This window comes from Rhodococcus triatomae, assembly GCF_014217785.1.
Taxonomy (GTDB): domain Bacteria; phylum Actinomycetota; class Actinomycetes; order Mycobacteriales; family Mycobacteriaceae; genus Rhodococcus_F; species Rhodococcus_F triatomae.
On sequence record NZ_CP048814.1, the window covers coordinates 2545925 to 2562971 of the forward strand.

Here is a 17047-nt window from a genome sequence, read left to right on the forward strand (position 1 = left end):
AAGAGGGGGCGGTGGGCTCAGTCGGCGCCGACGAGGCGCATCGCGAGGTCCGCGTAGAGACTCGCGACGGCGTCGGCGTCGGTGTAGGCCCCGGCGGGGAACCAGCGGCAGACGTCCACGCACAGGGACATCAGGGCGAGGGTCACGCCCTCGGCGTCCGGGACGGTGAACTCGCCTGCCGCGGCCCCCGCCTCCACGACCTGGCGGAAGTGCTGGGTGATCTCGCGGCGGATGGCGACGACGTCGCGATAGTGCTCGGGGGTGAGGGCGGTCAGTTCGTACTGGACGACCCGCGCTTGCGCGTGGTGATCCGCCTGCCAGCGGGCGAAGGCCGCGATCATCGAGCGCAACCGGGCCGTCGGCGGCTCGCCGGGGAGATCGGCCGCCGAGATGACCTCGCGTGTCGTGGCGTGGCCGTCGTAGCTGATGGCGAACAGCAGGTCTTCCTTCGACCGGTAGTGCGGGTACATCGCGGCCGGGCTCATGTCGAGACGGGCGGCGATCTCCCTGGTCGTGGTGCCGCCGTACCCGTTGGTGGCGAACGCGTCGACCGCGGCGGCACGGATGCGGGCCGCCGCCTTCGACGTGCTGGTCACCGGGCTCGGTGGCTTGGTCATTCGCTGCTCCAGTGTTGCGGTGCGGGGCCTGCGGTCCCTGCGCTCGTGGGTGTCCGCACGAGCTGTTGACAATATCCCGCCCGGGCAGCAGTATAAGCGACTGCTTAGAAAATAAGCGAATGCTTACATTCTGGAGGACAGTCCCATGCGACGCACCCTGTACGGCCCCGACCACGAGGCGTTCCGCGAGTCGGCGCGCGAGTTCGTCAACCGCAATGTCGTGCCCGTGGAGGAGAAGCTGATCGAGCAGCGGTTCATCGACCGCGACATCTGGCTCGAGGCGGGCAGGAACGGATTCCTCGGCCTCGAGGTTCCGGAAGCCTACGGCGGCAGCGAGGCCGGCGACTACCGGTTCAATGCGGTTCTCGCCGAGGAGCTCTCGCGCAGCAGTGCGGCGCTGGCCTCGAGCTTCGGCATCCACGCCGACGTGTGTGCGCCGTACCTGGTGCAGCTCACCACCGAGGAGCAGAAGCAGCGCTGGTTGCCCAAGTTCTGCACGGGCGAGCTGCTCACCGCCATCGGCATGACCGAGCCGTCCGGCGGATCCGATCTGGCCGCACTCAAGACGACGGCGGTCCGTGACGGTGACGACTGGATCGTCAACGGCTCGAAGACGTTCATCACCAACGGGTTCAATGCGGACCTGGTGATCGTCGCGGCGCGTACCAGCCCTGAGAAGAAGGCCAAGGGCATCACCCTCTTCGCGGTGGAGACCGGAATGCCCGGTTTCGAGCGTGGACGGAAGCTCGACAAGGTGGGGCAGCCCGAATCCGACACGGCCGAGCTGTTCTTCGAGAACGTCCGCGTCCCGTCGGACAACATCATCGGCGAGATCGACCGTGGTTTCGTGCACATGATGGAGATGCTGCCGCAGGAGCGGGTGGGCGCGGCCGTCTCCAACCTCGCGCACGCGGCGCCGATTCTCGAGGAGACCATCGCCTACGCCAAGGAGCGCAAGGCTTTCGGTCAGCCGATCGGCTCGCTCCAGTGGAACAAATTCCTGCTCGCCGACCTGGTGACTCGGGTGGAGGTCACCCAGGCGTTCGTCGACCAGTGCGTCGCCGCTCACGCCGAAGGTGAGCTGTCGGCCGTCGACGCCGCCAAGGCGAAGTGGTGGACGGCGCAGGTGCAGAACGAGATCCTCGATCATTGCGTCCAGTTGCACGGCGGATACGGCTTCATGAACGAGTACCGTGCCGCCCGGGCGTGGAAGGACGCTCGCGTCACCAAGATCTGGGCCGGGTCCAACGAGATCATGAAGGAGCTCATCGGCCGCGATCTCGGTCTCTGATAGACGTATAGTCGACGGACCTCGATGACGAATGGAGATTCACTTATGTCAGTGCTCGACAGATTCCGCCTGACCGACAAGGTGGTAGTGGTCACCGGAGCGTCATCGGGACTCGGGGTCGCGTTCGCGCAGGCGGCGGCCGAGGCCGGGGCGGACGTCGTCCTCGCCGCACGTCGCGTCGACCGGCTCGCGGGTACCGCCGATCTGGTGCGCGCCGCCGGCCGCACGCCGCTCTCCGTGGCGACCGACATCGCCGATCCGGCACAGGCCCAGCACATGATCGATGCCGCGATGGAGCAGTTCGGCAAGGTGGATGTGTTGATCAACAACGCGGGTGTCGGTACCGCGGTGCCGGCCACCCGCGAGACGGCGGACGAGTTCCGTCAGGTGATCGACATCAACCTCAACGGCTCCTACTGGGCCGCCCAGGCGGCCGGGCGGGTGATGCAGCCCGGTAGCGCCATCGTCAACATCTCCAGCGTGCTGGGACTGACCACGGCAGGCCTGCCGCAGGCCGCCTACGCGGCGAGCAAGGCCGGGGTCATCGGGCTCACTCGCGACCTCGCCCAGCAGTGGGGTGCACGGAAGGGAATCCGGGTTAACGCGATCGCGCCGGGATTCTTCCGTTCCGAGATGACCGACCAGTACAAGGACGGCTATCTGGACGCCATGGCTGCCCGCCTGGTGATCCCGCGTCTGGGCGATCCCGCCGAACTGGCCGCCACGGTCGTGTGGTTGGCGTCGGACGCGGCCGGGTACGTCACCGGGCAGACCCTGGCCGTCGACGGCGGTATCACGATCACCTAGCCGTGGTCGGCGGTATCACGATCACCCAGCCGTCGACGGCGGCATCACGATCACCCAGAAAGGGGCAGGCGTGCAGGTCTCCCAGAAGGTCGCCGTCGTCACCGGGGCCGGCAACGGCATCGGCGCGGCGATCGCCCACCGTCTCGCCGCCGCCGGTGCGCGAGTGGTTCTCACCGACCTGGACGGGGTGGCCGTCGCGGCCGTCGCGGCGGAGATCGAGTCGGAACACCCGCGTTCGGCGCTGGCACAGATGTCCGACGCCGCGGACGAGTCCTCGATCGACGACGTGATCGCCTTCGCGGAGAAGGAATTCGGCGCGGTCGACCTCTATGTCGCGAATGCCGGTGTCGCGGCGGGGGACGAACTCGAACCGGACGAGGCCGTCTGGGACCTCGCCCTGGACGTGAACCTCCGGGCGCACATCCGGGCCGCACGCCGCCTGGTCCCGGGCTGGATCGAGCGGGGCGAGGGCTACTTCGTCGGCACCGCGTCGGCGGCAGGTCTGCTCACCCAGATCGGGTCCGCTCCGTACTCGGTCACCAAGCATGCGGCGGTGGGATTCGCCGAATGGCTGTCGGTCACGTACGGAGATCGGGGAGTAGGGGTCAGCTGTGTGTGCCCGATGGGGGTGGACACCAAGCTGCTCCACGACGACGCCGCACTCTCCGACACCGCGGCCAGGGCCGTCAAGACCGCCGGGCGCGTACTGTCCCCGGAGGAGGTGGCCGAATGCGTGCTCGCCGGCATCGAGTCCGGGCAGTTCCTGATCCTGCCGCATCCGGAGGTGCTGGACATGTACCGCCAGAAAGCGGCGGACTACGACCGGTGGTTGCGCGGAATGCAGCGTTACCGTGCCACTCTCGTGGCACGGACGGATCCCACGACCTGATCGGCGGTGGACGCGTCGGAACATCGCCGGGGCCACGTCTTCGGCGAGAACATCATCTCCGGCGAGAACGTCTCGGCCGGACTTTCGGTATTCAGGAGGAACAGAACCATGGCAGGTAGTAGAACTGCGATCGTCACCGGTGCCGCCCGAGGGATCGGCGCCGCCGTCGCTCAGAGGCTGGCGGCCGACGGAAACGCCGTCGCCGTGCTCGACCTCGACGAGGCCGCCTGTGCGGACACCGTGGCCGCCATCGAGGCGGCCGGGGGCCGCGCCCTCGCCGTCGGTGCAGACGTGGCCGACGAGGCCTCGGTCGCCGCCGCGGTCGAGCGGATCGCCGCGGAACTCGGTGAGCCGACGATCCTCGTCAACAATGCCGGAATCCTGCGCGACAATCTGCTGTTCAAGATGAGTGTCGACGACTGGGATGCGGTACTGAACGTGCACCTGCGGGGCGCTTTCCTCATGGCCCGCGCCGTGCAGAAGTACATGGTGGACGCGAAGTTCGGTCGGATCGTCAACCTGTCGAGCACGTCTGCGCTCGGCAACCGGGGCCAGGCCAACTACTCGGCGGCCAAGGCGGGCATGCAGGGATTCACCAAGACGCTCGCCATCGAGCTCGGCAAGTTCGGTGTCACCGCCAATGCCATCGCGCCGGGATTCATCGCGACCGAGATGACCGCCGCCACCGCGGCGCGGGTCGGCGCCGACTTCGAGGACTTCAAGGCGGCGGCTGCCGGCCAGATCCCGGTGGCGCGGGTGGGCGAGCCGGCCGACATCGCGCACACCGCATCGTTCTTCGCGAGCGAGGGCGCGGGCTTCGTGTCGGGTCAGGTCATCTACGTGGCCGGCGGGCCGAAGGACTGATCACGCCTCGCGGGCGTAGATCTCCTCGACGTTGCGGCGCAGGGTCTCCTCGGTGTTCTTGATCGCCGTACCCACGAAGGGTTCGACGATCCGGCCGAGGGCCTTGCCCGCCAGCCCGCCGGGCAGCTGGTAGGCGAAGTCGACGCTCAGTTCGGTGGCGGAATCGCCCTTGCGGATGAAGCGCCACGACGACGAGTTCGAGACCCCGCCGAGCGACGACAGCGTGATGACCTCGTTCTCCACCCATTCGGTCACTTCCAGCCGCGATTCGAGGCTGGCCGGCCCGATCTTCATGACGGCATCGAACTGCGCGCCCAGACCCTGCGTGAACTCGCCGACCGGCGTGAACTGGGAGACGCCGAACATCCAGTCGGGCACGGTGCTGTGGTCGTCGATGTAGGCGAAGACGACCTCGATCGGAGCGGCGGCGGAGGCGGAGTGACGGATGTGGATCATGAGGGCGTCCTTTGCGTCGATCCGTAATTACTGTGACAGACTGTACTGGGTACATTGCCCGGCTTTCTCGGCGGTGCGCCCCCGCCGCTGTCCCGTGCCGCCGCGTTCCCATGCTGCCACTGCTCTACGGTGTACCGCATGACGGAGGAGAGCATCGAGCCGGCGTCGTGGCGCGTGTACCGCGATCAGGGCCTGACGAGGGTGCTCGCGGCGGCGCTGTCCGCGTTCGCCGAGCGTGGGTACGACGGTGCGTCGATCAGGGAGATCGCCGTTCGCGCAGGCCTGTCCGTGCCTGGTCTCTACCATCACTACCCGTCGAAGCAGGCCCTGCTGGTCGGTTTGACCGACGCGGTGATGGAGGAGTTGCTGGCGCGCAGTCGTGCCGCAGTGGCGGAGGCCGGGCCCACCGCGAGCGAGCGTTTCGACGCGGTCGTGGAGAGCTTGTTGCGGTTCCACATGTTCCGCCGCGACCAGGCGTTCGTCGCGTCGCGGGAGACCCGCAGCATGGAGCCGCAGGCCCGCGCCGCCTACATCGCGCAGCGGGACGAACAGCAGCGCATGCTCGACGACATCGTGGTCGCCGGAGTCGCGGACGGTGTGTTCCGGACGCCGTTCCCCGAGGATGCCAGTCGTGCGGTCGTGACGATGTGTGTGGGTCTGTCCACCTGGTACCGGGAGGACGGACCACTCACTCCCGACGAACTGGTCGAGCGCTACGTGCGCATTGCCCGCGCCACCGTGGAGTCCTGACCCGGGGATTCGCGCTGCATGCTTGACGTGCAGGCAGTGTGCATGGCACGGTCACCGGTACCGAGCGATCGATCGGTCGGCGCACTGTCCGGGTGAGTGGAAGGTTGTCCGAATGACCGTCGATCTGAGTTACTCCGCCCCGGTCCGGGATCTGATCTCGAAGACGCGGGCATTCACCCGCGAGCACGTTCTGCCGATCGAGGACGCCAACAGCGGTGACGTCACCGCCGCAGGGGGCGACGAACTCCGCATCGCACTGCAGCGGGCCGCGAAGGAGGCGGGTGTGTTCGCGCCGCACGTGCCGGTGGAGTTCGGCGGCCACGGGCTGGGGATGAGTGATCGTGCCCCGGTCTTCGAGGAGGCGGGGTACTCGCTCTTCGGCCCGATCGCGACCAACATCGCGGCCCCGGACGAAGGTAACGTCCACCTGCTCGCGCACGTTGCCGACGACGCGCAGAAGCGGGAGTTCCTGGCGCCGCTCGCGCACGGCGAGGTCAGGTCCGCCTTCGCCATGACCGAGCCCGCTCCGGGCGCCGGCTCGGACCCCTCGGCCCTGCGCACCCGCGCCGAGAAGGTTGCCGGAGGCTGGAAGATCAACGGGCACAAGTGGTTCATCACCGGCGCCGACGGGGCCGGATTCTTCATCGTGATGGCCCGCACCTCGGGCGAACCGGGTGACCGGGGTGGGGCGACGATGTTCCTGCTCCCCGCGGGAGCGCCCGGACTCGAAGTCGGGCGGCACATCGAGACGTTGGACCGGGCGATGATCGGTGGACACTGCGAAGTGCGCTTCGACGACGTCTTCGTGCCGGACGACGCCGTCCTGGGCCGGGTCGACGAAGGGTTCGCCTACGCACAGGTACGGCTCGGTCCGGCGCGGATGACCCATGTCATGCGCTGGCTCGGTGCCGCCCGCAGGGCCCACGACGTCGCGGTGGCGCACGTGGCGGGCCGTGCGGGCTTCGGCTCGAGGCTCGGAGACCTCGGAATGGTGCAGAAGATGGTGGCGGACAACGAGATCGATATCGCCGCGACGCGGGCGCTCCTGGTGCGTGCGTGTTGGGAACTCGACCGCGGAGAACGGGCGTCGGATTCCACGTCGATCGCCAAGACGTTCGCGGCCGAAGCTGTCGGACGGATCGTGGACCGCTCCATCCAGATGTGCGGCGGGCTCGGAGTGTCCGGTGATCTCCCGCTCGCCCGACTGTCCCGCGAGGTGCGCCCGTTCCGGGTGTACGACGGGCCGTCCGAGGTGCACCGCTGGTCGATCGCGAAGCGCGCGGTCGGCGCCGCCAAGCGCGCGGCAAGGGAGGGGAACCGACATGGCTGACACGCCGAACGACTCGAACAGCCCGAACAGCCCGAACGGCTCGGCCTCGAACACATACGACGGACTCGATCTCGCTGCGCTGCAGAACCATCTGACCGACAGCGGGGTCGCCGTCGCGGGTGAGCTGACGGCGAACCTGATCTCCGGGGGCAAGTCGAATCTCACCTTCGGCGTCACGGACGGCGTCTCGTCGTGGATCCTGCGACGCCCACCCACAGCCGGCCTGACGCCCTCGGCCCACGACGTCGCCAGGGAGTTCCGGATCACCTCCGCGTTGGCGGGTACCGGCGTGCCGGTGGCTCCCACCGTGTCGCTATGTGAGGACGAGGCGGTGATGGGCGCGCCGTTCACGGTGGTGGAGTTCGTCCCCGGCCAGGTGATCCGTACCCGGAGCCAACTGGACATGTTGTCGGACAACGATGTCGACCGCTGCATGGCGGAGCTGATCGAGGTACTCGCCCGGCTGCATTCGGTCGACTACCGCTCCTGCGGCCTCGGTGAGTTCGGTCGGCCCGACGGGTATGTCGCTCGTCAGGTGAAGCTGTGGACGGGTCAGTGGGAACGGGTGAAGGCGGCCGACCACCCCGACGTGGATCGGCTGGCGGGGCTTCTCGCGGGCGCGATCCCGGAGCGCTCGGCCTCGGCGATCGTCCACGGGGACTACCGGATCGACAACACGATCCTGGGTACCGAGGATGTGGGTACGGTTGCAGCCGTGGTCGATTGGGAGCTCTCCACGCTCGGAGATCCGCTCACGGACGTCGCCTTGATGTGCGTCTACCGGCACCCCGCCATGGATCTGGTACTCGGTGAGCCGGCGGCGTGGACCAGTTCGCGTCTGCCCTCGGCGGAGGACATCGCCCACCGCTACAGCGTTGCGGCGGGCCGGGATCTCGACCACTGGCCGTTCTATCTGGCGCTGGCCTGTTTCAAGCTGGCCGTCATCGCAGCCGGTATCGACCATCGCTACCGCGCGGGTGCGACGCGGGGCGAAGGCTTCGACCGTGCCGGTGCCGCCGTACCGGAATTCGTCGCCGCCGGACTGCACGCCGCGCGAGGGATGTGACCGACTGCCGCTGTTTGCCCTCAGGTGTCGCGGGCTTCGCCGCAGTTTGCCCTCGAGTGTCGCGGGCTTCGCCGCAGTTTGCCCTCAAGTGTCGCGGGCTTCGCCGCGACGGCGAAAGAAACTGAACCCGGGAACCCCCTGGATCGCCTGCCGGACGTCCTTGACCACTTCGAGGAGTTCGTGGATCTCGGGAGCGACGGTGTCGAGCGTCGCCAGGATCGGCATGATCGCCGTCATTCGTACGGTCAACTCGGGAAGGTAGTCGATCAACGCGACTGCCGCGTGGACCTCGTCCTCGCCGATCTCGTCCACGAATCGCGCCGCCAGCGGGGCCGCCCGCGCGGCGAGCGGAGCGTAGAGGTCGAGTAGTTCCTGGGCCGTGGCCGACAGGCGCGCCGTGTCGACGACGACGGTCTCCACTTCCACGGTGGCCAGCGCCGCGCGGGTGACGACGTGATCGGCGCGGCGCGTGACGAGGTCTATCCGCTCGACGAGCGCTTCGACCTCGTCGAGGAGTGCGCCGATTCGCCCCGGGAGCGAGGCCACCAGCGCCGTGGTAGCCACCGTCCATCCCACGACATCGCGCACGCCGCGCACCACGTCGTGCGGGCGGGGGACGAGTGCGGACATGGCTGCCATCCTGCACGAGTGCCGTCACGTCACCGAGGTGGCTCCCCTCGATCGTGCGAGATTCGCTATAGTTCGGCTACCCGAAAATAAAAGTATGGCTCAAGGGAACTTGGTGGAACGGTGAGCGGTGGGCTGATCGATCGCGTACACGCGATCAACTGGAATCGACTCGACGACGAGAAGGATGCGCAGGTGTGGGCGCGGCTCACCGGCAACTTCTGGCTTCCCGAGAAGGTCCCGTTGTCCAACGATCTGCCGACGTGGCACTCACTGAGCGACGCGGAACAGACGATGACCGTGCGCGTGTTCACCGGCCTGACGCTGCTCGACACCGTGCAGTCCACCGTCGGCGCCGTCGCCATGATCGACGACGCTCGCACACCGCACGAAGAGGCGGTGCTCACCAACATCGCCTTCATGGAGTCGGTACACGCGAAGAGCTACAGTTCGATCTTCTCGACACTCTGCTCGACGGTGCAGATCGACGAGGCCTTCGACTGGTCCGAGACCAACGAGTACCTGCAGACGAAGGCGCAGATCGTCGTCGACTACTACCGCGGCGACGACCCCCTCGCACGCAAGGCCGCGTCGGTGCTGCTGGAGTCGTTCCTGTTCTACTCGGGCTTCTACCTCCCGCTGCACTGGTCGTCACGGGGCAAGCTCACCAACACGGCCGACGTGATCCGGCTGATCATCCGCGACGAGGCGGTGCACGGCTACTACATCGGCTACAAGTGCCGGCGCGCTCTCGACGACGCCGAGGAGTCGACCAGGCGCGAGCACGAGAGCTACACCCGCGAATTGCTCGACGTGCTGTACCGCAACGAGATCCGGTATGCCCGTGACCTCTACGACGACGCCGGACTCACCGACGCGGTGCTGCCCTTCATGCGCTACAACGCGAACAAGGCGCTCGCGAACCTCGGATACGGTCCGATGTTTCCGCTCGACGAGGCGCAGGCCGACCCGGTGATCCTCGCGGCCCTGAGTCCGGGCGCGGACGAGAACCACGACTTCTTTTCCGGTTCCGGAAGCTCGTACGTCATCGGGACTCACGCCGAGACGACCGACGAGGACTGGGACTACTGAGGAGGACTGGGACTACTGGCGCGCCTCGATGCCCGAACCCGCCGGGCTGTCGGTGGGAGCCGGTGCGGGGTCGAAGGTACTCGGCCACCACACTCTCGGCCCGATCAGGGTGAACAGGGCCGGGACGACGAGCGTGCGGACGACGAAGGTGTCCAACAGGATTCCGAGGCCGACGACGATTCCCAGTTGGGTCAGCGTGATCAGGGGCAGGACACCGAGGACGGTGAACACCGCCGCCAGGACGATCCCGGCGCTGGTGATGACTCCTCCGGTGGCGGCGACCGCACGCACGATCCCGCCTCGGGTGCCGTGGCCGGGAGTCTCCTCGCGGGCGCGCGCCACGAGGAACATGGTGTAGTCGACACCCAGCGCCACCAGGAACAGGAAGGCGAAGAGCGGGACGGTGTCGTCGAGGGCCGGGAAGCCGAAGACGTACGTGCTCACCCCATTGCCGAGCCCGAGGGCGGCGAGTGAACTCAGCACCGTCGTCGCGACCAGAACGACGGGTGCGACGACGGCCCGGAGCAGGACGATCAGGACGGCGAGGACGACGGCGAGGATGATCGGAACGGCGATCAGCTGGTCGCGGACGGCGGCGTTCCGCTGATCGAGGGCTTCGGCGTCACTTCCCCCGACCAGGGCCTCGGTTCCTCCCGGGGGCGGGAGGGTCTCGCGGATGGTCTCGATGGTGGCGAACGCCTCGTCGGTGGCGGGTGGGGCGTCGAGGACCACGGTGAACCGGGTGAGGCCCGTGTCGGATCGGCCGGCTTCGGTGACGGAGGAGACGCCGGGCGTGGCGGCGAGGACACTCGCCGTGTCCTGCGCGGCTCCGGTGTCGACGAGCACGGTCGTGGGGTTCGAGAGCCCGGAGGGGAAGTGCGCGGCCAGCGTGTCGAGACCGTCGACGGACTCGGCGGTGACGCGGAACTGTTCGGTCTGCGACAGCCCCACCTGGATGCCGAGAACTCCGGTGGCGCAGATTCCCAGTGCCGCGACGGCGGTGACCGACGTGCGCCACGGATGCCGGGCGACGGCCGACGCGACGCGGAACCACGTTCCGCCCGAGGTGGTGTCGGGATCTCCGACCTTCGGCACGAACGGCCAGAACAGCTTCTTTCCGCAGAGCGCGAGTGCCGGTGGCAGGACCAGGAGCACGAAGACCAGGGCCACCAGGAGCCCCGCGGCCGCGAGTGCACCCAGACTGCGGGTACTCGGAATCGAGGTCAGGAGCAGCGTGAGCAGTGCCAGGACGACGGTGCCGTTGGAGGCGAGGATCGTCGGCCCCGCCTGCCGGACGGCGTGCCGCAGGGCGAGCCGGTGGTCGGCCTCCGAGCGCAATTCCTGCCGGTAGCGCGAGATCAGGAGCAGGGCGTAGTTGGTCCCCGCGCCGAACACCAGAACGCTGGTGATCCCGGAGGTCGATCCGTCGAAGGACAGGCCGGTGATCTCGGCCAGGGCCGTACCCACGGTCCCGGCGAATCGATCGGCGAATCCGATGACCGCGAGCGGGACGAGCCAGAGGATCGGCGAGCGGTAGGTGAGAACGAGGAGGGCCGCGACCACCAGGGCCGTGACCGCGAGCAGGGTCGTATTGGCACCGGAGAAAGAGTCCGCGATGTCGGCACCGAAGGCGGGACCGCCGGTGACCTCGGCGCGGAGTTCGTCCGGCAGGCCGGTGGAGGCGGCGTCGCGCAGCGCGGACACCTGGTCGCTCAGGGCGAAGCCGGACAGTTCGGCGTCGACCGGTACCGGGCCGAGAACCGCCTTGCCGTCGGGGGAGGGCACCATCGCGGGCGCCGGAGCGCCGTCATCGGCTTCCCCGACCGCGAGCATGCGTGTGTGGACGGCGTCGAATTCGGTGAGGTCTGCCGAGGTCAACTCGGCCCCGTCGGAGCGGCTGCCGACGAGGACGGCCGAGGCGGTCTCCGACTGGGGGAACTCGGCCAACCGTTGCTGGACCTGCGCGGATTCGGCGGATTCGGGCAGTGCGGAGGGCGCTTCTCCCGCCGCGTCGTTGCCGCCGACGAGCGCCATGATCGCGACAGCCGACACGAGGACGGCGAGCGCGATCGACCAGGACCGGCGGCCGGTGACCGCGGCGGCCAGGCGATCCCAGGCCCCGCCGCCGGGTAGGTTGCCCGTCGAGGAGTCCATCGCCGAATCATTTCATATTCTGAAATGTTCAACAAATGAAATAATGCCGAGTACATGTCGGGCGTTCGGGATTGCGGAGAAGGGGCCGGTGGATGGTGGAGGGTAGTTCCGGTCGCGTGCCGTCGGACAGGAGATCCCGGCTCGAGGCCGAGATCTCGGCCGACCTGCGTGAGGTGACGGCGGTGTCCGAGCAGATCGGACGAGTCTTCGCGGCCACACACGATCTGGGCCACAACGACTTCCATGCGTTGATGCACATCATGGTGGCCGAGACGGGCGGACGGCCCCTGCGTGCCGGTGAACTGGGATCGATGCTGGGGCTCTCCCCGGCGGCGATGACGTATCTGGTCGAGCGGTTGCTGGCGTCCGGGCACATTCGCCGGGAGGCGGATCCGTCGGACCGGCGAAGAGTCCTCCTCAGGTACGACACGCAAGGTCTCGAGGTCGCGCGGGAGTTCTTCGCCCCGCTCGGTGCGCGGACGACGCACGCACTGCGCGCGGTTCCGGACGACGACCTGGCGGCCGCGCACCGCGTGTTCACGGTTCTGGTCGAATCGATGCGGGCGCATCACGACGAACTGGGGGCGACGGGGGATCGCGGCTCTTCCTCGACCGGTCCCGCGGAGACTCACTGACCGGCACGATCTCACATTCCGTGCGTCCCGGACGTCTACGGGATGAGAGCGTCGTCGACTGGAAGGATCGAATCATGGCCCCTGATTCTCTCGGGTACCCGGACAGCCCCGTGTACTCGGACAGCCTCACCCACACGCTCGTCGACTCGCCGATCGGGCCGTTGACCCTGGTGGCGACGAGTGCGGGCCTGTCGGGGGTCTACCTGGCCGAGCATCGGCACGGACCCGACCCGTCGCAACTGGGGACTCGGGACGACACCGGATTCGGGCCCGCGTCGGCGCAACTCGCGGAGTACTTCCGCGGAGAACGGAGCCGGTTCGACCTGCCCTTGTCGCCGCGCGGTACGCCGTTCCAGCGACGAGTGTGGGAGTTGCTCGCCACCGTCCCCTACGGGCGGACGTGGACCTACCGGCAACTGGCCGAGGCCGCCGGGAAGCCGACCGCGGTGCGGGCCGTGGCCTCGGCGAATGCCCGCAATCCGCTGAGCATCGTGGTGCCCTGCCACCGGGTGGTCGGCAGCGACGGTTCGCTCACCGGCTATGCGGGTGGTCTCGCACGCAAGCGATTCCTGCTCGACCTCGAAGGCTCCGCCACGTGAGCCTGCCGCCCTTCGAGCGGGTCGTCGCCGCGCACTCGGAGATGGTGCTGCGGGTGTGCCGCGCCGTCGTCGGGCCGGTGGACGCCGACGACGCCTGGTCCGAGACGTTCCTCGCCGCGATGCGGGCCTATCCGGAACTCCCGCCCGGGAGCAACGTCGAGGCGTGGCTGGTGACCATCGCGCACCGGAAGGCGATCGACGTGCACCGGGCGGCCGGCCGACGAGCCGTCCCGGTCGAAAGCCTTCCGGACCGGCCGAGCCGCGACGGGATCCCGGATTCGCGTGACGACGCGCTCGATGCGGCGCTCGCGGCGCTCCCGCCCAAGCAGCGTGCCGCCGTCGCCTACCACCACCTGGCCGGTCTGCCCTACGACGAGATCGCCCGCATCCTCGGCAACTCGCCCGCGGCGGCGCGACGGGCCGCCGCCGACGGGGTCGCTTCCCTCCGCAAGAACCTCGCCTCCACTCGGGAGTACCGATGACCCACGCAGACAGTCTCTTCGGCGAGTACGCCGTGCCCTCGGAAGCCGACTCGGCTCGGCTGCGCGATCGCCTCGCCCGCAGCTCCGACGCGGCCGGTGACCTCGACGTCGCCTACCGCACGATGGATACCCCGGTCGGTGAGCTGTTGCTGGCCGCCACCTCCGCCGGGCTGGTTCGCGTGGCATACCTGCGCAGCGCGGGGCTCGACGCGGAACTCGTCGAACTGTCCGGGGCGATCAGCCCGCGGATACTCCGCGCGCCCGGGAGGCTCGAGGACGCCGTGCGGGAACTCGACGAGTACTTCGTCGGGCGACGCACCACGTTCGATCTCGCTTTCGATCTCCGTCTCACACACGGTTTCCGCCGCGAGGTGGTGTCCCGGCTCCCGCACATCGGGTACGGGCACACGGCGAGCTATGCCGAGATCGCCGCTGCGGCGGGAAGCCCCCGCGCGGTCCGTGCGGTGGGGACGGCGTGCGCGCTCAACCCGCTGCCGATCGTGGTGCCGTGCCATCGGGTCGTGCGCAGCGACGGCAGCCTGGGTCGATATGCGGGCGGAGCGGAGGCGAAGGCCGCCCTGCTGGCTCTCGAACAGGCCGCCTGAACGCGAGCCGTCGCCGGAGGAGGGCGCCTGATCAGGACGGCGTGGGTGCCTTCGCCCGGTGAACACGCCGCAGCCCGCGACGGTCGTAGAGCATGGTGACGACACCGCCGACGACCAGGCCGAAGAGGAGCCCGAACACCGTCATCCATGCTGCCTGGCCGAGACCGGCGTCGGGATTGGCGTCGAAGAACAGGATCGCCCGCACCCCGACGTAGATCTGGTGCATGGGTTCGAAGTTGGCGAGCCAGGCGTACAGCGGCGGGGCGGCGTCGAGGGGGATCGCGCCACCGGAGGACGGGAGCCCGAGGATGATGAAGACGAACAGGTTGATGAGCAGCCCGAGATTGCCGAAGATCGCCATGACCGAGATCGAGGTGATCCCGACCGCGGCGATCGCGAGGGCACCGTACTGATAGAGAGCCAAGGGCTGCGGCACCGGCAGGCCGAGCAGTATCGATATCCACAGATACACCGCGGACACGACGAACCCGAGGACGACCATCATCGCCCATTTGACGAGCAGGGTCTGGAACCGTGACAGGGGAACCGACTCGTTGTGCAGGTACAGCGGCCCGACCTCGGTGGGAGTGAATCCGAGCATGCCGTCGACGACGGTGTTGACGATGGTGGCGCCGGTGAACCCCGCGAGCACGAGCAGCAGCGTGAAGTAGAAGGCGGCGAGCCCGAACCCGGTGCCCGGCGGCAGCGGGTTGTTCTCGACCAGCCGCACGTCCACCGGCTCGCTCAGCAGGAGCGAACTCGCGCCGGACAGTTGCAGATCCGGTGCCGTGGCCGCCAGTTCGGCCGTGACCTGCTCGGTGAGCTGACGTCCCATCTGTTCGTTGAGGGACGTGCCGACACGCTCACCGATGACGCGGGCGATGTTCCCCGCGAGTGTCCCCGACCGCGGGTTGGTGTAGACGGTGATGACCGGACGCTCGATGTCGCCCGGCACGACACTCGCCTGGGCGAGGATCATGGTCCGCTTGGTGAAGTCCAGCGGAACGACGATGGCTCCGTAGATCTTTCCGGTGTTCAGCTCCTGCTGGGCCTGGGCGATGCCCATCGGGCGCAGATCGATCTGGTTCGGGTCCACCTCGTCGGCCAGGCCCGCGACGACCTGGTCACCGAGCACCACGTGTTCGGGGGGATCGGAGCCCACCATGATGTCGCCGTCGTCCCGGTTGACGACGGCGATCGGAAAGTTGTTCATGTTGCGCTCGGGATCGAGCATCGAGTCCATGTAGAGCGCCCCGAGTATCGCCATGACGAAGGTGACGAGGGCGATCGGTGCGATCCAGAACCGCGGCGAGCCGACGATCCTGCGCACCGATTCTGTACGTCCGGCTGGTGGGTCGACATCCGTCATGCCACTCAGTGTGGGCGAACCACCCCCGTCTGTCCGGCCATTCGGCGACGTGACCTCCGCTACGTCGCGTCCCGTGGACGGGGTGCCCGAGGCCGGATCCAGTATTGAAGTTGAATCCAGATTCAACTATGCTCCGGACACGATCACGCGTCATGTCACGCCGATGTCAGGAGTATCCGATGCCGTTGTTCGAGTTCTCCGAACAGGCCGAACAGTACCGGTCCGATCTGCTCGAGTTCATGGATTCGCACGTCTACCCGGCGGAGGCGGTCTACGAGCAGCAGATGCGCGAGGCCGGCGATCCGCACTTCCAGCCGCCGATCCTGGAAGATCTCAAGGTCGAGGCACGCCGGCGCGGGCTGTGGAACCTCTTCCTGCCGGACTCGGAATGGGGCGCGGGCCTGTCCAACCTCGACTACGCGCCGCTCGCGGAGATCATGGGCCGTAGCCCGCTGGCGCCGGAGGCGTGCAACTGTAACGCGCCGGACACCGGCAACATGGAGATCCTCGCGCTGTTCGGTACGGCGGAGCACAAGGAGAAGTATCTGAAGCCGTTGCTCGAGGGCGCCATCCGCTCGGCGTTCGCCATGACCGAACCCGCCGTCGCCAGCTCCGATGCCACGAACATCCGGATGAGCATGGTCCGCGACGGCGACGACTACGTCCTCGACGGCCGAAAGTGGTTCGCCTCCAATGCGATGCACCGCAATTGCAAGGTGCTCATCGTGATGGGCAAGACCGACCCGGACGCGGCCCCGCATCGGCAGCAGTCGATGCTCGTCGTCCCGATCGACGCCCCCGGCGTAACCGTGGTGCGCAATCTTCCGGTGTTCGGCTACCACGACCGGGAGGGCCACGCGGAGATCTCCTTCGAGAACGTGCGGGTTCCCTCGAAGGACATCCTCGCCGGCCCCGGCGAGGGTTTCGCGATCAGTCAGGCGCGGCTCGGTCCGGGGCGGATCCATCACTGCATGCGAGCCATCGGAATGGCGGAGCGCGCGCTCGAGCTGATGTGCACCCGGGCGAGTACGAGGGTCACCTTCGGGCAGGTCCTCGCCCGCCGGTCGAACATCCAGGACTGGATCGCCGAGGCGCGTATCGAGATCGAGATGGTGCGGCTGCTGACCCTGAAGGCGGCACACATGATGGACACCGTCGGAAACAAGGAGGCGCGCACCGAGATCGCGGCGATCAAGGTGGCGGCCCCGAACATGGCCCTGAAGATCGTGGACCGGGCGATCCAGGTGCACGGCGGCGCAGGCGTCACCGACGACTTCCCGCTCGCGATGGCGTACGCACATCTGCGCACGCTGCGGCTGGCGGACGGCCCGGACGAGGTGCACAAGCGCGCCATCGCCCGCCAGGAGCTGCGCAGGTATCGCGACCTGATGACCGAATCCGGAGGACACTGACC

18 protein-coding genes are annotated in these 17047 nt (G+C 68.2%); 13 read left to right on the forward strand and 5 right to left on the reverse strand.

Annotated features, from left to right (window positions below; genetic code table 11):
• Positions 1–17: 17 nt before the first annotated feature.
• Complete coding sequence (locus G4H71_RS11980) at positions 18–617, reverse strand: TetR/AcrR family transcriptional regulator (protein WP_072737221.1); 600 nt, start codon at positions 615–617, stop codon at positions 18–20.
• Between the two features lie 145 nt (positions 618–762).
• On the opposite strand from G4H71_RS11980, the gene G4H71_RS11985 reads away from it, so the two are divergent.
• The 4 genes from G4H71_RS11985 to fabG all read left to right on the forward strand — a co-directional run bounded on the left by G4H71_RS11985 (position 763) and on the right by fabG (position 4468).
• Positions 763–1908, forward strand: a complete 1146-nt coding sequence (locus tag G4H71_RS11985) for an acyl-CoA dehydrogenase family protein (RefSeq protein WP_072737220.1) — start codon at positions 763–765, stop codon at positions 1906–1908.
• Positions 1909–1953: 45 nt separating this feature from the next.
• On the forward strand, positions 1954–2715 hold the full coding sequence (locus tag G4H71_RS11990) for an SDR family NAD(P)-dependent oxidoreductase (RefSeq protein WP_072737219.1): 762 nt from the start codon (positions 1954–1956) through the stop codon (positions 2713–2715).
• A gap of 70 nt (positions 2716–2785) precedes the next feature.
• Positions 2786–3604 (forward strand): SDR family oxidoreductase, encoded by an 819-nt coding sequence (locus tag G4H71_RS11995; protein ID WP_072737218.1) that lies wholly within the window; start codon positions 2786–2788, stop codon positions 3602–3604.
• Positions 3605–3712: 108 nt separating this feature from the next.
• The gene (fabG, locus tag G4H71_RS12000) at positions 3713–4468 is read left to right on the forward strand and encodes a 3-oxoacyl-ACP reductase FabG (protein ID WP_072737300.1); all 756 of its coding nucleotides are present in this window, start codon (positions 3713–3715) and stop codon (positions 4466–4468) included.
• On the opposite strand, the gene G4H71_RS12005 is transcribed toward fabG, so the two are convergent.
• Positions 4469–4924 carry an SRPBCC family protein gene (locus tag G4H71_RS12005; RefSeq protein WP_072737217.1) on the reverse strand — a complete coding sequence of 152 codons (456 nt, stop codon included), beginning with the start codon at positions 4922–4924 and terminating at the stop codon, positions 4469–4471.
• A gap of 138 nt (positions 4925–5062) precedes the next feature.
• Here G4H71_RS12005 and G4H71_RS12010 point away from each other — a divergent pair, with 138 nt between their 5' ends.
• From G4H71_RS12010 to G4H71_RS12020, 3 genes are all read left to right on the forward strand, one after another.
• Positions 5063–5674 carry a TetR/AcrR family transcriptional regulator gene (locus G4H71_RS12010; RefSeq protein WP_072737216.1) on the forward strand — a complete coding sequence of 204 codons (612 nt, stop codon included), beginning with the start codon at positions 5063–5065 and terminating at the stop codon, positions 5672–5674.
• 112 nt (positions 5675–5786) lie between these two features.
• Positions 5787–7004, forward strand: coding sequence for an acyl-CoA dehydrogenase family protein (locus G4H71_RS12015; protein WP_072737215.1), 1218 nt, complete (start codon positions 5787–5789; stop codon positions 7002–7004).
• The gene (locus G4H71_RS12020) at positions 6997–8070 is read left to right on the forward strand and encodes a phosphotransferase family protein (RefSeq protein ID WP_083342970.1); all 1074 of its coding nucleotides are present in this window, start codon (positions 6997–6999) and stop codon (positions 8068–8070) included. The genes G4H71_RS12015 and G4H71_RS12020 overlap by 8 nt, the downstream gene beginning before the upstream one ends.
• Before the next feature lie 84 nt (positions 8071–8154).
• Here G4H71_RS12020 and G4H71_RS12025 read toward each other — a convergent pair whose 3' ends face one another.
• Positions 8155–8700: a ribulose-1,5-bisphosphate carboxylase/oxygenase large subunit gene (locus G4H71_RS12025; protein ID WP_072737214.1), complete on the reverse strand. Its 546-nt coding sequence runs from the start codon at positions 8698–8700 to the stop codon at positions 8155–8157.
• A gap of 120 nt (positions 8701–8820) precedes the next feature.
• Here G4H71_RS12025 and nrdF point away from each other — a divergent pair, with 120 nt between their 5' ends.
• Positions 8821–9789, forward strand: coding sequence for a class 1b ribonucleoside-diphosphate reductase subunit beta (gene nrdF, locus G4H71_RS12030; RefSeq protein WP_072737213.1), 969 nt, complete (start codon positions 8821–8823; stop codon positions 9787–9789).
• Between the two features lie 12 nt (positions 9790–9801).
• Here nrdF and G4H71_RS12035 read toward each other — a convergent pair whose 3' ends face one another.
• Complete coding sequence (locus tag G4H71_RS12035; protein ID WP_083342971.1) at positions 9802–11943, reverse strand: MMPL family transporter; 2142 nt, start codon at positions 11941–11943, stop codon at positions 9802–9804.
• A gap of 92 nt (positions 11944–12035) precedes the next feature.
• Between G4H71_RS12035 and G4H71_RS12040 the strand changes: the two genes are divergently transcribed.
• From G4H71_RS12040 to G4H71_RS12055, 4 genes are all read left to right on the forward strand, one after another.
• Positions 12036–12578: a MarR family winged helix-turn-helix transcriptional regulator gene (locus tag G4H71_RS12040; protein WP_072737212.1), complete on the forward strand. Its 543-nt coding sequence runs from the start codon at positions 12036–12038 to the stop codon at positions 12576–12578.
• Between the two features lie 74 nt (positions 12579–12652).
• Positions 12653–13177 (forward strand): methylated-DNA--[protein]-cysteine S-methyltransferase, encoded by a 525-nt coding sequence (locus G4H71_RS12045; RefSeq protein ID WP_072737297.1) that lies wholly within the window; start codon positions 12653–12655, stop codon positions 13175–13177.
• Entirely contained in the window at positions 13174–13659 is a 486-nt protein-coding gene (locus tag G4H71_RS12050; RefSeq protein WP_072737211.1) for an RNA polymerase sigma factor, read from the forward strand. Before G4H71_RS12045 ends, G4H71_RS12050 begins: the two co-directional genes overlap by 4 nt.
• Positions 13656–14264, forward strand: a complete 609-nt coding sequence (locus tag G4H71_RS12055; RefSeq protein WP_072737210.1) for a methylated-DNA--[protein]-cysteine S-methyltransferase — start codon at positions 13656–13658, stop codon at positions 14262–14264. Before G4H71_RS12050 ends, G4H71_RS12055 begins: the two co-directional genes overlap by 4 nt.
• A 31-nt stretch (positions 14265–14295) precedes the next feature.
• On the opposite strand, the gene G4H71_RS12060 is transcribed toward G4H71_RS12055, so the two are convergent.
• On the reverse strand, positions 14296–15633 hold the full coding sequence (locus G4H71_RS12060; protein ID WP_072737209.1) for a YhgE/Pip domain-containing protein: 1338 nt from the start codon (positions 15631–15633) through the stop codon (positions 14296–14298).
• A gap of 179 nt (positions 15634–15812) precedes the next feature.
• On the opposite strand from G4H71_RS12060, the gene G4H71_RS12065 reads away from it, so the two are divergent.
• On the forward strand, positions 15813–17045 hold the full coding sequence (locus tag G4H71_RS12065; protein WP_072737208.1) for an acyl-CoA dehydrogenase family protein: 1233 nt from the start codon (positions 15813–15815) through the stop codon (positions 17043–17045).
• Positions 17046–17047 lie beyond the last annotated feature (2 nt).

Coding starts and splice junctions, on each gene's coding strand:
- G4H71_RS12025 (WP_072737214.1), bottom strand. CDS start 8,700: ATGTCCGCACTCGTCCCCCGCCCGCACGACGTGGTGCGCGGCGTGCGC.
- G4H71_RS12010 (WP_072737216.1), top strand. CDS start 5,063: ATGACGGAGGAGAGCATCGAGCCGGCGTCGTGGCGCGTGTACCGCGAT.
- G4H71_RS12045 (WP_072737297.1), top strand. CDS start 12,653: ATGGCCCCTGATTCTCTCGGGTACCCGGACAGCCCCGTGTACTCGGAC.
- G4H71_RS12035 (WP_083342971.1), bottom strand. CDS start 11,943: ATGGACTCCTCGACGGGCAACCTACCCGGCGGCGGGGCCTGGGATCGC.
- G4H71_RS11980 (WP_072737221.1), bottom strand. CDS start 617: ATGACCAAGCCACCGAGCCCGGTGACCAGCACGTCGAAGGCGGCGGCC.
- G4H71_RS12005 (WP_072737217.1), bottom strand. CDS start 4,924: ATGATCCACATCCGTCACTCCGCCTCCGCCGCCGCTCCGATCGAGGTC.
- G4H71_RS12065 (WP_072737208.1), top strand. CDS start 15,813: ATGCCGTTGTTCGAGTTCTCCGAACAGGCCGAACAGTACCGGTCCGAT.
- G4H71_RS12060 (WP_072737209.1), bottom strand. CDS start 15,633: ATGACGGATGTCGACCCACCAGCCGGACGTACAGAATCGGTGCGCAGG.
- G4H71_RS11985 (WP_072737220.1), top strand. CDS start 763: ATGCGACGCACCCTGTACGGCCCCGACCACGAGGCGTTCCGCGAGTCG.
- G4H71_RS12015 (WP_072737215.1), top strand. CDS start 5,787: ATGACCGTCGATCTGAGTTACTCCGCCCCGGTCCGGGATCTGATCTCG.
- G4H71_RS12020 (WP_083342970.1), top strand. CDS start 6,997: ATGGCTGACACGCCGAACGACTCGAACAGCCCGAACAGCCCGAACGGC.
- G4H71_RS11990 (WP_072737219.1), top strand. CDS start 1,954: ATGTCAGTGCTCGACAGATTCCGCCTGACCGACAAGGTGGTAGTGGTC.
- G4H71_RS12040 (WP_072737212.1), top strand. CDS start 12,036: ATGGTGGAGGGTAGTTCCGGTCGCGTGCCGTCGGACAGGAGATCCCGG.
- fabG (WP_072737300.1), top strand. CDS start 3,713: ATGGCAGGTAGTAGAACTGCGATCGTCACCGGTGCCGCCCGAGGGATC.
- G4H71_RS12055 (WP_072737210.1), top strand. CDS start 13,656: ATGACCCACGCAGACAGTCTCTTCGGCGAGTACGCCGTGCCCTCGGAA.